This window comes from Rhodanobacter glycinis (assembly GCF_006438785.1).
GTDB lineage: Bacteria > Pseudomonadota > Gammaproteobacteria > Xanthomonadales > Rhodanobacteraceae > Rhodanobacter > Rhodanobacter glycinis_A.
Window position 1 is genome coordinate 152,251 of sequence record NZ_RCZB01000005.1, and the last position, 13,731, is coordinate 165,981.

General features: G+C 63.8%; 12 protein-coding genes and 1 tRNA gene. 7 read left to right on the forward strand and 6 right to left on the reverse strand.

The genetic code is table 11. The features are described from left to right. Positions 1-2: 2 nt before the first annotated feature. Together EAH75_RS16355 and EAH75_RS16360 are read right to left on the reverse strand one after the other, a co-directional pair. The gene (locus EAH75_RS16355) at positions 3-467 is read right to left on the reverse strand and encodes an ArsI/CadI family heavy metal resistance metalloenzyme (RefSeq protein WP_140806241.1); all 465 of its coding nucleotides are present in this window, start codon (positions 465-467) and stop codon (positions 3-5) included. Then, a complete protein-coding gene (locus EAH75_RS16360; RefSeq protein ID WP_241668975.1) occupies positions 464-961 on the reverse strand; it encodes an ArsR/SmtB family transcription factor in 498 nt (165 codons plus the stop codon). The genes EAH75_RS16355 and EAH75_RS16360 overlap by 4 nt, the downstream gene beginning before the upstream one ends. 281 nt (positions 962-1,242) lie before the next feature. Between EAH75_RS16360 and EAH75_RS16365 the strand changes: the two genes are divergently transcribed. Together EAH75_RS16365 and EAH75_RS16370 are read left to right on the forward strand one after the other, a co-directional pair. Further along, positions 1,243-1,638, forward strand: coding sequence for an FHA domain-containing protein (locus tag EAH75_RS16365; protein ID WP_241668976.1), 396 nt, complete (start codon positions 1,243-1,245; stop codon positions 1,636-1,638). Beyond that, positions 1,635-3,335 carry a serine/threonine-protein kinase gene (locus EAH75_RS16370; RefSeq protein ID WP_140806242.1) on the forward strand — a complete coding sequence of 567 codons (1,701 nt, stop codon included), beginning with the start codon at positions 1,635-1,637 and terminating at the stop codon, positions 3,333-3,335. Before EAH75_RS16365 ends, EAH75_RS16370 begins: the two co-directional genes overlap by 4 nt. A 41-nt stretch (positions 3,336-3,376) precedes the next feature. On the opposite strand, the gene EAH75_RS16375 is transcribed toward EAH75_RS16370, so the two are convergent. After that, complete coding sequence (locus tag EAH75_RS16375) at positions 3,377-4,138, reverse strand: LysM peptidoglycan-binding domain-containing protein (protein WP_241668977.1); 762 nt, start codon at positions 4,136-4,138, stop codon at positions 3,377-3,379. Positions 4,139-4,169: 31 nt separating this feature from the next. Between EAH75_RS16375 and EAH75_RS19980 the strand changes: the two genes are divergently transcribed. After that, positions 4,170-4,307: a hypothetical protein gene (locus EAH75_RS19980; protein ID WP_241668978.1), complete on the forward strand. Its 138-nt coding sequence runs from the start codon at positions 4,170-4,172 to the stop codon at positions 4,305-4,307. A 191-nt stretch (positions 4,308-4,498) separates the two neighbouring features. On the opposite strand, the gene EAH75_RS16380 is transcribed toward EAH75_RS19980, so the two are convergent. After that, on the reverse strand, positions 4,499-4,777 hold the full coding sequence (locus EAH75_RS16380) for a 2-hydroxyacyl-CoA dehydratase (RefSeq protein ID WP_140653368.1): 279 nt from the start codon (positions 4,775-4,777) through the stop codon (positions 4,499-4,501). Between the two features lie 338 nt (positions 4,778-5,115). Here EAH75_RS16380 and EAH75_RS16385 point away from each other — a divergent pair, with 338 nt between their 5' ends. The 4 genes from EAH75_RS16385 to EAH75_RS16400 all read left to right on the forward strand — a co-directional run bounded on the left by EAH75_RS16385 (position 5,116) and on the right by EAH75_RS16400 (position 12,837). Then, entirely contained in the window at positions 5,116-6,603 is a 1,488-nt protein-coding gene (locus EAH75_RS16385) for an efflux transporter outer membrane subunit (protein ID WP_428993521.1), read from the forward strand. A 46-nt stretch (positions 6,604-6,649) separates the two neighbouring features. Next, on the forward strand, positions 6,650-7,777 hold the full coding sequence (locus tag EAH75_RS16390) for an efflux RND transporter periplasmic adaptor subunit (protein WP_140653370.1): 1,128 nt from the start codon (positions 6,650-6,652) through the stop codon (positions 7,775-7,777). Beyond that, the gene (locus EAH75_RS16395; RefSeq protein WP_241668979.1) at positions 7,774-10,899 is read left to right on the forward strand and encodes an efflux RND transporter permease subunit; all 3,126 of its coding nucleotides are present in this window, start codon (positions 7,774-7,776) and stop codon (positions 10,897-10,899) included. Before EAH75_RS16390 ends, EAH75_RS16395 begins: the two co-directional genes overlap by 4 nt. A 330-nt stretch (positions 10,900-11,229) precedes the next feature. Further along, positions 11,230-12,837 (forward strand): MASE1 domain-containing protein, encoded by a 1,608-nt coding sequence (locus tag EAH75_RS16400; protein WP_161596314.1) that lies wholly within the window; start codon positions 11,230-11,232, stop codon positions 12,835-12,837. On the opposite strand, the gene EAH75_RS16405 is transcribed toward EAH75_RS16400, so the two are convergent. Further along, complete coding sequence (locus EAH75_RS16405; RefSeq protein WP_140653374.1) at positions 12,824-13,282, reverse strand: hypothetical protein; 459 nt, start codon at positions 13,280-13,282, stop codon at positions 12,824-12,826. The two genes, EAH75_RS16400 and EAH75_RS16405, sit on opposite strands and share 14 nt — an antisense overlap. 342 nt (positions 13,283-13,624) lie before the next feature. After that, a tRNA-Phe gene (locus EAH75_RS16410) sits at positions 13,625-13,700 on the reverse strand. Positions 13,701-13,731: the final 31 nt, after the last annotated feature.

Sequence of the window (13,731 nt, forward strand, 5' to 3'; positions counted from 1 at the left end):
GCTCAGCAGCACCCCGTGTTCGGCCCGCACGAGGCGGCTGGCTCACTGCGGGTGGTCGGGCCGCAACAGGCTGCCACGGATTCGCTCGATGCGGACGTATAGGTCGTCGCTTCGCCGTGGGTGCGGAACGTTTCCCAGCGCACGCCCTGCGGATCCTCGGCCCAGAACTTGTCCGAACGCGCGTAGCAGCAGGTCGTGCCTTTTTCCGCCAGCGCGACGGCGTCGGCGGCCTGCAAGCGTGTGCCGATCGCGGCAAGTTCGGCGTCATCCTCCGCCTGCATGCCCAGATGATCCACGCCCGTCTGGCGGCCGCGCTGCGAGATCGCGAAATTGACCCGCGGATCGTCCAGCATCCACTTCGCGTAGTCGGGCTTGACTACGGTCGGCGCTGTGCCGAACAGCGTGGTGTAGAAAGTGATGCTGCGGTCGAGCTGGTCGACGTTCACGTGGACATGGAAGCGTTTCATCGTTTGCTCCTTGCCGGCAGGCAGGCAGTGGTGGGCGCGCAGCCGGCGGTGGCCGACCCTGCGCAACAGTTCTCGCTGAGGAAGCCGAGCAGATCGTTCATTTGCGGATAGTTCGCGCGGCACTGGATCACCCGTCCGCGCCGCTCGTCGGTGACCATGCCGGCCCGACGCAGGATGTGCAGGTGGTTGGTCAGCGTCGCCCCCGCCAAGCCGGTTGCCGCGGCCAGCTCGCCCACCGCAAGACCATCCTCACCCGCCTGGACCAACAGGCGATACAGGTTCAGGCGGTGCTCCTGGGCGAGCGCGTTGAGGCAGGCGAGGGCGTCATTTGATTTCATATTTCCAGAATTACGGAAATAAATATCGAAGTCAAGATGCGCAGACGGAGCATGCGTTACCCATGCCAGCCACGCGCGGCGATCCGCGCCGAGTCGCCGGGTGGTTGGACGGTCGTCACCGGAACAGCACGCTGCGGTGATGACAATCCCTGCCATGCGGGAGTGCGTCCGGGGGGCCGCTCAGGCGACAATGCAACCTGAACGCAGGGTGGTTCAATGGCTGGCGTCCCGTGTTGCCACATTCCCGCCCATGAGTAGTTGGATATAGTGCGCCACTGGTCTGGAGGTCCGAGATTTCAATGAGCAATCGTGGTCAATCACCGTCTCGCCTGCCCGGTGAACGGTCTTCAGGACCGCAGGGAACCCGGTTTTTTTCCACCGAGGCATTGCGGCAGTACGCCAGTGATGCCGCGGACGGGTCGGATGGCCGGATCAGCATGCACGAGCCGGTTCTGGAAGGCAGCAGCCCCGGCATCGTGGGTCGCCGCTTTGTCCTTCGTCCAGGCCGGCAGGCCATCGGCCGTCGGATCGACAACGAGATCGTCGTCGAGGACCAGAGTGTGTCGGGCTGCCATGCCTGGATCACGAACCAGCACGGTCACTGCGCCATCATGAACACGCTGTCCACCAACGGCACATTCGTGAACGACAAGCGCATCCATGAAGCGATGTTGCGGCATGGCGATCACATACGGCTGGGTCAGGCCGAGTTCGTGTTCCTGACCCGTGAGCATGATCTGCCATGGCCCGTATCCAGGCGCCGGATCGCCATCGCGAGCCTGTTGCTGGCAGCCTTGGGTGTCGTCATGTGGTGGTTCCTAGGGTCGCTGTGAGCGAGAGCGCCATCCCTTCGACAGTCGGCCGCTACCGCATCGAGGGTGTCCTTGGCGAAGGTGCGATGGCCGTCGTCTACGCCGGTTTCGACCCGGGCATCGAGCGCAAGGTGGCGATCAAATGCCTGCACGGGGAGATCGCGGCCGATCCTGCCTATCGCCGACGCTTCCTGATCGAGGCACGTGCGGCAGGTCATTTGACCCACCCGCACATCGTCACGATCTTCGATGTCGGCGAGACCGACGATGGCCGCTCGTATATCGCGATGGAGCGCCTCTCGGGCGAGACGCTTGCCAGCCGGGTCAGCCGCGAGGGCTTTCCGCCCCTGCCGGCGATCATCGACCTGGTCGGCCAGCTGGCCGCCGCACTCGACTATGCGCATGCCAACGGCGTGGTCCACCACGACATCAAGCCCGAGAACATCATGCTGGCCGATGGCTGGAGCTACGCCAAGATCAGCGATTTCGGCATCGCCGAACATCGCGGGTCGCACCGTGATGCCGGCGGCCTGCCTGCGGAAACAGGTGGCACCCCGGCCTACATGGCGATCGAACGCCTGCGTGGCGAGCCGAGCGACGCGCGCAGCGACCTGTTCTCGCTGGGCGTGGTGCTGTACTGGCTGGTCACCGGCAAGTTGCCGTGGCCGGAATTCGGAAATGTGCAGCAGCTGATCAGGAAGCGCCTGCGCTCGCCGCGCCCGCCGATCCGGCCGCGCGATCCGGCGACACCATCGGTGCTGATCAGCATCGTGCGTGCCTTGCTGGCACCTACGGCGGAGTCGCGCTACCAGCGTGGCGCGGAGGTCATCGACGACCTGCGTCTGGCCGCCCGCGAATACGAACGCGAGCGTGAAGAGCCGCTGGCCACCCGCATCATTTCATTGCGGCTGCGCTGGGCCGGTAGCCTGGGCGCGATCCTGAGCCTGGTGCTGGTGCTGGGACTGGCCGCGATCTATGCCAAGCAGAGCGCCGCCGTGACCGGTCTGGCGCTGGACTTCGGCAGCTCGATGGGGCGCATGGTCGCCGGTGAATCGGCCGAGAACCTGCTGCTCGGCGATGACGCCGCCACCCGCGCCCTGATCAAGGATATTTCGCGCAATCAGCAGATTCATTATCTGGCGGTCGCCGATCGCCATGGCGCCATCATCGCGAGCACTCGGCAGGAGGAAATCGGTGGCAGGCTGCTCACACCGGCCGGGCAGCACTACCTGCCGCGGTCGGATGATATCCAGAGCTATCTCGGGCGGATCCCGGACGACAGGAACCAGGGCGAGATGCTGCTGTTCGACGTGCCCATCCGCTACCAGACGAAGACGGTGGGCGAACTGCGCCTCGGGGTCAGCAACGCCGCGTTGCTCGCGGCGCAAAGAACCACACTGTCCGTGATCGTCATCGTCTTGGTGCTGACCCTGGCGGCAGTCGTCGGCGCGGCTTACTGGCTGTTCCGCCGGCCGCTCGCCATGCTGGATCTGCTTGGCGAGGCGCTGTTGCGGGTGGCGCGTGGTGACTTCCGCCACCGCATCCGGCTGGTTCGCCGGGATGAATTTGGCCGATTGTTCGCCACCTTCAACCTGATGAACGGTGCACTGCAAACCCGTCAGCATCGATCCGGAAAACCCAGGCCAGCGGTCGCCACTGAAGACATCACGCGACCGACACGCATCCTGTCTGCGACTGAAGGCGAAGAGGGTCCCTAGGGACCTGGGCGTTTTGCGCGAGGCATTCCCGCGTAGGTGAGTCAGTACTGCTTGAGGCGATGCTGGAGTTCGCGTGCCCGCGCGCGATAGGCGATGGCCGGCTCGTAACCCGGATCGATCGCCAGCACGCGATTCCACAGGGCGATGGCCTGCTCCAGCTGCTGGTCGCGGTACAGCACAATCGCGCGCTCGTGGTACGAGCCCAGCAACTGGGTGCGCAAGGTTGTTGCCTTGGTATCGACCGGCTTCAGCCGCGGCTCGATGGCCAGTGCTTCGCCGAGGCGCGCGAGCGCTTGATCCTTGTGGCCCTGATCGAGCAGGGCCACGCTTTCGTTCTGCAGCCGGCGCGCCTTCGCTGCCGGTAGTTCGGTAGCTGGCGTGGCGATGGCCTGGGGGGCGGCTGCGATGGCGCCGCGATCGTCGTCGCCGGGAACGGCGGGCGGAGTCTCCGGCGCCGACGATGTGCCTTTCGCGGACGCCGGCATGTGCAGCGTTTCGCCCGCACGCAGCATCGAAGGGTTGCTCGAGTTGTTGTAGCGGGCCAGGATCAGGAACAGGTTCGGGTCGCCGAGATAGCGGGTGGCCAGGGTGCTGTAAGAGTCGCCCGATTGCACGACGTGCGGGCGCCATCGATCGCCAAGCATCTGCCGGGGATCGGCAGTGAGCTGCCGCAACATGGCCTGTGCCGCGCGGTCGCCCGGATGCTGCTTCAAATACCACCGCAAGGCTTTTTCGCCCTCGCTGTAGTGGCCGAGCTGAAGTTCGTTGTTGACGATCGTGGCCAGCGAGCGCTCGCGGGGCATTTCAGCAGGCGCCACCGACGATACCGGCGGAGTGACCACCACCGAAGATCGTCCGCCCAGCCTGGCGCAGCCGTTCATGCCAAGCATGGCCAAGGCACAGGCGTACAACATCGCCCGCGCCCGCCACTGGCGACTGCCCATCAATTGTCGTGCCGATGCCATGCGTTGAAGCTGCCCCATGTCCTGTCTGTCAGGCGGTCGGGTCGTGGCGATGACGGGCCGTTTCCCGTCACAACATCCGGCTCGCCGGAGCGGACTCGCCGCTGACGGCCCAGTATAGCCAAGGGCATCCGGATTGCTGCTGCCTTGCCGGGAGCAACTGCGCAGTTCAGGCCGCGGCTGCAGACGAAAAAATCCGGGTTATGACTTTCGCGCACGTCGAGGCTTCGCCTGTGCCGCCGCGATCAGCTGCTGCAAGTAGGCAATGCCTTCTTCCTCGGGAAAGAACGCAACCACGTCGGCGACGCTGAGGTCGTGCCGTTTGCGCAGCACCAGGAACTCCTCGCGCGCCATCGCCAGGCGCTGGGCAGCTGCGGCCTTCTTGCCGAGCGGCTTGACCGGCTGCTGCTTTTCTACCTTGCGTTCAAGTCTGGCGAGTTCTTCCTGGAACTGGCGGAAGTCGTATTTCTGGGTGGTCATGGCGTCGATGAGGTATCTGGTCGATGGGGTATGCAGCGCTCCAGTTTCGCACGCCGACCTGGTGGCGCGTCATGGAGTCATCGCGCTTGAGCCACGAGAATCCCCATCACGATCCGGTCGATGCGCGCGCAGCCGGACTTCTCAATCTCTAGGTCATGACTTCTGGCAGGGCTTTCGCCACCATTTGTAACGATATATTGTTACATTCTGCTCGGCTCTCCTGAAGACGCACTCGCATGAACATGACGTGGGGCGATGTGTCTGCCAACACCGAAATAGTGAGCCAAGAATCAGCAAGAGTAGTTCGGTTGGCGGCTCACCCATCGTCCTCGCGCCGCCTGCCTTTCATCACGATACTGGCCTCGCTGCTGCTTGCCGGCTGTACCGTCGGGCCCGATTTCAAGAAGCCTGCCGCCCCCGATGTCAGCGATTACACCGCCCGTCCGCCAGCGACCACAGCCAGCAGCGCGAACGTCGCCGGTGGTGAGGCCCAGCGTTTCGCCAAGGGTGGCGACATCCCTGCAGACTGGTGGACCCTGTTCCATTCCGGGCCGCTGAATGCGCTGATCGAACAGTCGCTCAATAGCAATCCCGACCTCAAGGCAGCGCAGGCGGCGTTGTCGGTAGCCAGGGAAAATGTGCTGGCGGGACGAGGCGCTTACTATCCCGGCGTCACGGCAGGCGTTTCGGCAAGCCGTCAGCAGGATCCGCCCGGCGCGCTCGCGCCCGTGCCCAGCAACAATGCGTTCCTGTACAACCTGTTCACCCCGCAGGTCAGCGTTTCATATGTGCCCGATGTGTTCGGCCTGAACCGGCGCAGCCTGGAGTCTTTGAAGGCTCAGGAACAGGCGGTTCGTTTCCAGGCCATCGCGACCCAGGTCACGTTGACCGCCAACGTGGTGGTTGCCGCGATCCAGCAGGCGTCGTTGCAGGCGCAGGTGGAAGCGACGCACCAGATGATCGATATCGACACCAGGATGCTTGGGGTCCTGCGCTACCAGTTTGCCAAGGGTTATGCCGGCCGGCTCGATGTTGCCGCGCAGGAGTCGCAACTGGCACAAGTTGCTGCCACGTTGCCGCCATTGCTCAAGCAGCTGGCCCAGCAGCACGATCTGCTGGCCGTGCTGGCCGGTCGGTTTCCGAGCCAGGCGCCGGACGAGAAATTCGAGCTGCCGGGCCTGCAATTGCCGCAGGATCTGCCGCTGAGCCTGCCTTCGGCACTCGTGGCGCAGCGCCCGGATGTGCGCCAGGCCGAAGCGAACATGCACGCCGCCAGCGCCCAGGTCGGCGTCGCCATCGCGAACCGGCTGCCGAATATTTTGCTGACTGCGAATGCCGGCAGCACGGCGCTGGCGATTGGCCAGGTGTTCAAGGCGGGTACCGGTTTCTGGAGCCTGGGCGCGGACGTGGCCGCTCCGGTATTCCAGGGCGGCACGCTGCTTCATCAGCAGCGCGCCGCGAAAGCCGCGTATGTGCAAGCAGCTGCGCAATACCGCAGCACGGTATTGACCGCTTTCCAGAATGTCGCCGACACGCTGGCCGCACTCGAGCAGGACGCCGAAGGCCTGAAGGCCGCGGCAAGCGCCGCCGATGCCGCCAAGGTCACGCTGGATCTGTCCCAGCGGCAGTGGAAGGACGGCTACGCCGGTTATCTCTCGGTGCTGAGTGCCGAACAGGCCTATCAGCAGGCGCGGATCAACCTGGTGCAGGCGCAGGCGAATCGTTATGTCGACACCGCGGCGCTGTACCAGGCGCTGGGCGGTGGCTGGTGGCACCGCGCGGAACCCGCCTATCCCGCTCCAACCCGGAATGCAGATGAAAAGTAGATCGCTCTTCGGGGGGCCTGCAGCTATGCGTCGGGTCAGCATCGCGATGACCGTCATGATGCTGGCGAGCGCCATGCTGATTGCCGGTTGCTCGTCGGGAGCCGGCAATGACAACGCGCAACCGGCATCCACTACAGCCAGCAACGTGACGATGACGGCGGCCCAGCGACAGCACATCCGCCTCCACACCGTGGCGCCGACGACATTCAGCAAGACGATCGAAACCACCGGGGTGGTCGATTTCGACAGCGACCAGGCCACCAGCGTGCTGGCGCCGTTCTCCGGTCCGGTGACGCGTCTGCTGGTTTCGCCCGGCGACAGGGTGAGAAAAGGGCAGGCGCTGGCTATCGTGGATTCGCCCGATTTTGCGCAAGCCATCAGCACGTATCGCAAGGCACTGGTCACCGCAAAAAATGCCCGCCGGCTGGCCGATATGGACAAGGACCTCGTCCAGCACGACGGCATAGCCCCGCGCGAGGAGCAGCAGGCACAGACCGACGCGGCCAGCGCCGAGGCCGACCGGGACTCGGCCCTGCAGGCACTCGCTTCGCTGGGTGTCGATCCGCAGGTCATCAACGACATCCACGCCGGTCGGCCGGTGTCGCGTATCGAGGGCACCATCCGCGCACCGATCGCCGGAACCGTGGTGGAAAAACTGATCACGCCCGGCCAGCTGCTGCAGGCGGGCACAACACCATGCTTTACCGTGGCCGACCTGTCGCGCGTTTGGGTGATGGCGCAGGTTTCCGGTTCCGAGCTGGCGTCGGTCAGCGTCGGCGATCCGGCGGAAGTGGTGCCCGGCATAGCCTCGAAAAACTTTCCTGGAACCGTAGCCAACATCTCGGCGCTGGTGAACCCCGACACGCGCGCGGTGCTGGCGCGGATAGTCGTCGAAAACCCGGGCGACTTCCTGAAGAAGCAGATGTACGTCAGCGTGCGGATTCATTCGCGCCAGCAAAGCAAGGGACTACTGGTGCCGGTGTCGGCGATCCTGCGTGACGACGAGAACCTGCCGTTCGTCTATGCCATCCAGCGCGATGGCAGCTTCGCGCGTCGGCACGTGACCCTGGGCTATCGCACCGGCGATCACTACGACATTGCCGACGGGCTCAAGGCCGGCGACCAGATTGTGGTCGATGGCGGCATCTTCGTGCAGTTCATGCAAAGCCAATGAGCGACCAATTGCCTCCTGCCGGGTTGCCGTCGCGCACGGCCTCGCTCATGAACCGGATCGTCTCCGCGTCACTGATGCAGCCGTTTCTCGTCATCCTGCTGACGCTGGTCCTGACCGGCGCCGGCACACGTTCGCTGCAGCGCCTGCCGGTGGATGCGTATCCCGATCTTTCGCCGCCCAGCGTCGAGCTGGTGACGCAGTGGCCCGGGCATGCCGCCGAGGAAGTGGAGCGGCTGATCACCGTGCCGGTCGAGCTCGGCATGAACGGCATTCCGAAGACGACCAATACGCGTTCCATCTCGCTGTATGGGCTGTCCGACGTTGTCATCACATTCCAGGACGGTACGGACAGCAATTTCGCTCGTCAGGAAGTTTTCAACCGGCTGGGCGACCTCAGTCTGCCCAGTGGCGTGACGCCGTCGGTATCGCCGTTGTCCTCGCCTTCGGGCCTGATCTATCGGTACGTGCTGCAAAGCTCCGACCGCTCGCCGATGGAGCTCAAGACGCTCGAGGACTGGACCGTCGAGCCACAGTACCGATCGGTTCCTGGCGTGGCAGACGATTCGGGGTTCGGCGGCGGCACCATGCAGTACCAGGTACTGCTCGATCAGGCGAAGATCGCCGCGGTCGGCCTGTCCGCCACGCAGGTGGAGGCCGCACTGGCGGCGAACAACGGCAATGCCGGTGGCGGCTTCTATTCGCAAGGCGGCCAGTTCTACTACGTGCGCGGCCTGGGCAACCTGAGCACGCTGGAAGACATCGGCAACGTGGTGCTGGCAGTGCATGACGGCACCCCGGTGTTGCTGAAGGATGTCGGCCGTGTGGTCATCGGCATCGCTCCGCGGCTGGGCGAATTCGGCTTCGAGAAACAGGACGATGCGGTGGAGGGGGTCATCTTCCTGCGCACGGGCGAGAAAACCCAGGACGTCCTGCAGCGGGTCGAAGCGAAGACGAAGGAGCTCAATGATCACGTGCTGCCGAAGGACGTGAAAGTGGTGCCGTTCTACGACCGCTCCGACCTGGTTGATGTCACCACGCAGATCGTCAAGCAGAATCTGCTGCGCGGCATGCTGCTGGTCGTCGTGATCCTGATCTTCTTTCTCTACGATTTCCGTGCGGGCCTGATCGTCGCCACCACCATTCCGCTGGCCTTGCTGTTCGCGTTCATCTGCCTGGATCTGCAGCACGCCTCGGCCAATCTGCTGTCCATCGGCGCGGTGGATTTCGGCATCCTGGTGGATGGCGCGGTGGTGATGGTGGAAAACATCTACCGCCAGATCGCCGAGCGCAAGGGTACGCCGCTCAACATCAAGGAAATCATCGTCGACGCGGCGGCGGAAGTGGATCGTCCGATTTTCTACGCCGTCGCGGTGATCGTGGTCAGCTTCCTGCCGATCTACGTGTTGTCCGGACCTTCCGGCACGTTGTTCAGGCCGATGGCGGACACCATGGTGTTCGCGCTGGTCGGTTCGCTGATCGTCACGCTGACGCTGTTGCCGGTGTTGTGCGCGTGGCTGATGCGAAAGGGCGTGCGCGAGCGACGCAACGGCATTTTCGAAGCGATCAAATCGGTCTACATCAAGGGACTCGATTTCTGTCTCGCGCATGCGTGGGGAACGACATTTGCCTCGGCCATCCTGCTGGCAGGTTCGCTGCTGCTGATCCCGCGCATTGGCGCCGAGTTCATGCCGCAACTGGACGAGGGCGCGTTGTGGGTGCGCGCCACGATGCCGTACACCATCTCGTTCGACGAGTCGGCGAAGATCGTGCCGAAGGTGCGCGAGGTACTGCGCTCGTTCCCCGAAGTCACCACGGTCGCCTCCGAACACGGCCGGCCCGACGACGGCACCGACTCGACCGGCTTCTTCAATGCCGAGTTCTACGTGGGTCTCAAGCCGTATTCGCAATGGACCGGCAGCTATCGCAGCAAGCCCGCGTTGATCGAGGCGATCAACAAGAAACTGCAGGCCTTTCCCGGCATCATTTTCAATTACACCCAGCCGGCCGAGGATGCGGTGGACGAGGCCGAGACGGGACTGAAGAGCGCGCTGGCGGTCAAGGTATTCGGCTCCGATCTGGACACGCTGCAACAGAAGGGCAAGGCGATCAAGCGGGTGCTGGAAAAGGTACGCGGCATCCGCGATGTGACCCTGGTGAAGGAGCTCGGCCAGCCCAGCCTGAGCATCAAGATCGACCGTGCCGCGATTGCGCGTTACGGCCTGAACGTTGCCGACATCAATGGCCTGATAACGACCGCGATCGGCGGCGACGTGGCTACCCAGGTGGTGCAGGGCGAGAAGCAGTTCGATCTCGTCGTACGCCTCGAACAGCAATATCGCGACAACCCCGAGGAAATCGGCAACATCCTGGTAGCCACGCCTGCCGGGCAGCAGATTCCGCTCAAGGAACTGGCGGACATCCAGGTAACCAACGGCGCCTCATTCATCTATCGCCAGGACAATTCGCGCTACATCGGCGTGCAGTTCTCGGTGGAAGGGCGCGATCTGGCTGGCGCGGTGGAGGACGCCATCGCGCAGGTCAACAAGAAGGTCGATCTGCCGCAGGGCTACCGTTTGGACTGGGGCGGCGAGTACTCCGAATACACGGCCTCGCGCGCGCAGCTGAATGTGATCCTGCCGCTGACCTTGTCGCTGATCTTCCTGCTGCTGTTCACCCTCTACAGCAATTTCAAATTCCCGTTCATCACCGTGCTGGGCGTGCTGCTGTCGGCGCCAGTGGGCGGCATCGTGGCGTTGTGGCTCACCGGCACGCCGTTCTCGGTTTCCTCCGGCATCGGCTTCCTGGCCTTGTTTGGCGTCTCGGTGCAGACCGCCGTCGTCTACATCTCGTACGTCAACGAACTACGCCGCGGCGGCATCATCCTGAGCGAGGCCATCCGCGAAGCTGCGATCCTGCGCCTGCGCCCGATCATGATGACCGCCCTGGTGGCGGCGCTGGGTCTGTTGCCCGCGGCACTGGCCACCGGCGTCGGCACCGATACGCAGCGGCCGTTCGCCCTGGTCATCGTCAGCGGTCTGTTCACGCGGCTGTTGATCAGCATCTTCCTGATGCCGGCGCTGTATGCACTGGTGGCGCGGCCGGACGATCGGCTGGAGGTTTGAGTCGGGATCGGTCCCTGTATCGGGGACAGACGACGGTCCGACGGCGCTTCAACATGGGACAGATGCGCCCGTTACCCAACTTGCATACCGGACAAGGGTCCTGGACTGTTCCGAGCATTGCAGCCGGGGCGCCGGTGTAGGACTATCGGCATAGTTCTTTGGGGGACCGACCGGTTCGCCTATGACGTCGCAGTTTCAACGCGGTTTCACGGGCATGATCTGGATGGGGTGGGGTTCTCTCCATCGTTATCGCCGAGGAACGTCTGATTGCCAGGGGGTCGCCGGATGAGTCATGGATCGCGATGGAACGTGTGGCTGCGGCATGGCGCAGTGGCCCTGGGTTATGCGCTCGGGTACGTGCTGCTGCGGCAAGTGTCGTGGTCGCACTGGGTATTGCTCGCCGGCTACCGCCTGTCCGTGCTGTTGTTGGTGCCCTACCGCTACTGGCCAGCGCTGGTGGTCGGCGAAATGGGCCCGGTGGCGTACGTCAGTCTCTCATGCCTTGAAGCTTTCGGCTGGGTTTGGTCCAGCGTCATGCTGGTGCCTCCCATCGCCCTTGCCATGCCCCTGGTCAGGGCCTGCCGCGACCGCCTGAACATGATCCCGGCCCACGGCCCGGTGCGCATGGGCGCTGTGCTGGTGTGCACGCTGGCGGTTTCCGGGCTGTGGTCGCTTGTGATTCTGGCCGCCCTCTCGGTGGCAAAGACTTCCTCCAATTTCCCGCCGATCGACTACGGCGTTGCGGCAGCACAGTATTTCATTGGCAACTACCTGGGCATCCTGACGCTGGTACCCCTCGTACTGATGGTGTGGGAGGGCAGGGTAAAACGGGCCGCGTCGTGGCGTTTGGCCGTCGAGCATGCGTTGGGCGAGCGCCTGGCGATCGAAGTGGCGGCGTTCGTGGTTCCTGCGCTGGCACTGCTCGTATGGATCGGGCTGGAGGCATCCGGCGACGGATCCCGACAGGTCGCGCGCATGCTGATGTTCTTGCCGGTCATCTGGCTTGCCCTCCGCCACGGTTGGCATGGCGCCGCCGTCGGTGGCACGGTCGCCAGCATCGCGGTGGTCTTGACGATGCCGGAGCTCTACGACACGTCGACGTTGCAGGCGGAAGTGTTTGTGGCATTCGCCACTACCTCGATGCTGCTGTTTGGAAGCCGGATTGCCCTGCTGCATCAGCAGAAGGGACGGGGGAGCGAAAGCGCTGGCAAGTCCCTCGACCTGGCTCGCCGCATCCAGGCGCAGTGCGAGGCGCAGCTGCGCCAAACTTCGCTGGGGATCGAGCTGATCAGTGAAACCATTCACGCGACCGAAGAACTGATGTTCGAACGCCTGCGGCAGGTTCGGCCGATGGTGGATCCACGTGAGCTTCGGCGCCGCACCACGGTTACCCGGGAACAGTTGTTCCAGTTGGCGGATGGCCTGAATCCGGTGACCCTGCGTGAGCATGGCCTGGTCGCCGCGCTGCGTCGTGGCGGCATTGCCCGCGCCCTGGACAGCCATCGCATCGGTTATTGGTGCCTGGCGCGGGGCGGGATCGACCAGTTGTCCCACGCCATGCAACTCGCGCTTCACCGTCTGGCGTGCGAGGGAATCGCCCACTTGTGCGGTGCCCACAGCGTGAGCGATCTCACGGTGCACTTGCGCAGTGGCCAGCATGCAGGGCGGCGTTGGGTCGTCGTCCGGATCGATGCGCTCTTTTCGGAGGATCCGGGATTACGCGTGCATGGTGGCCCCTTGCTCCACCGTCTGGCCGCAACCGGCCTCGGCTTGGACGCCATCAAGGACCGTGCCGAACTCTACGACGGCACGGTCAAAGTGCGCACCACCGCGCACGGCAAATGCATCAGCATGATGGTCTACGACGACCAGGCCGATTCGCTGGAACGGGTGGTGCTGATCGAACACACCACCCCGGAACTCTTCAATTTCCGTTGATGTGCACGCTGCACTCGATCGGATTGGTGCAGGTCGGTGCTGCCAGAAAAATCATCGCGCCGTCGCTTTGGGGGGCGGCCGTAACCTGCACCGAATCGTCCTGATAGACCGCGGCGCCCGTCGTCGAGTCGGGGGAGGCATCCTCGGGTGTTCGAAGGTTCTTCGCATCGCTGCCCATCGGCAGCGGCAGGAACACGCCCTCCGCTGTGGCCACGGCCACCAGGACATTGCCCGAGTAGTCATTGACCTGGATGTATTTCACGCCTGACTTCATCCACGTATAGACGTGGTAACCAGGCATGCGACTCACATCTTGCGTATCGGTGGGCCAGGCGCTGCCAAGTCCTGCGTTCGTTTGCTGCTGCGCCAGGACAGGTCCAGCGAGCGTGATGGTCACCAGCCCCACGAGCAACGCCGATCGAACGGCGAATCCTTTGCGACTCATACAGGTATCCCCTTCGTTGTTGATGGTTGCGGGCTGAATGTAGCACTCTTGGCGGCGGCTAAAACGTGTCGTGCGCCATGACGTCATTTCACCCGGGTATGTCCCGCAGCATGGGCTTTGCGGCAGACACAATGAGCGTCGAATCATCCGACTATCGGGTTACGCCATCGTGGCCCCTGCGATGAACCTGGAAGGGGATGTGGAAAAGCATCAAGTGCGCTGTTGGCACTTTCCGGGGGGGGAAACCGATTCACCCGAACAACCTCGAGTTTACCCGCGCCTTGGCCATGTCCTGAAACGAAAAAGCCCACTCGCGAAAGTGGGCTAAGGCGTTGCTGTACATGGTGGCCGGGGACGGAATCGAACCGCCGACACGGGGATTTTCAATCCCCTGCTCTACCAACTGAGCTACCCGGCCAAAACTTGAACAACCGCGAGGGTTGCCGATG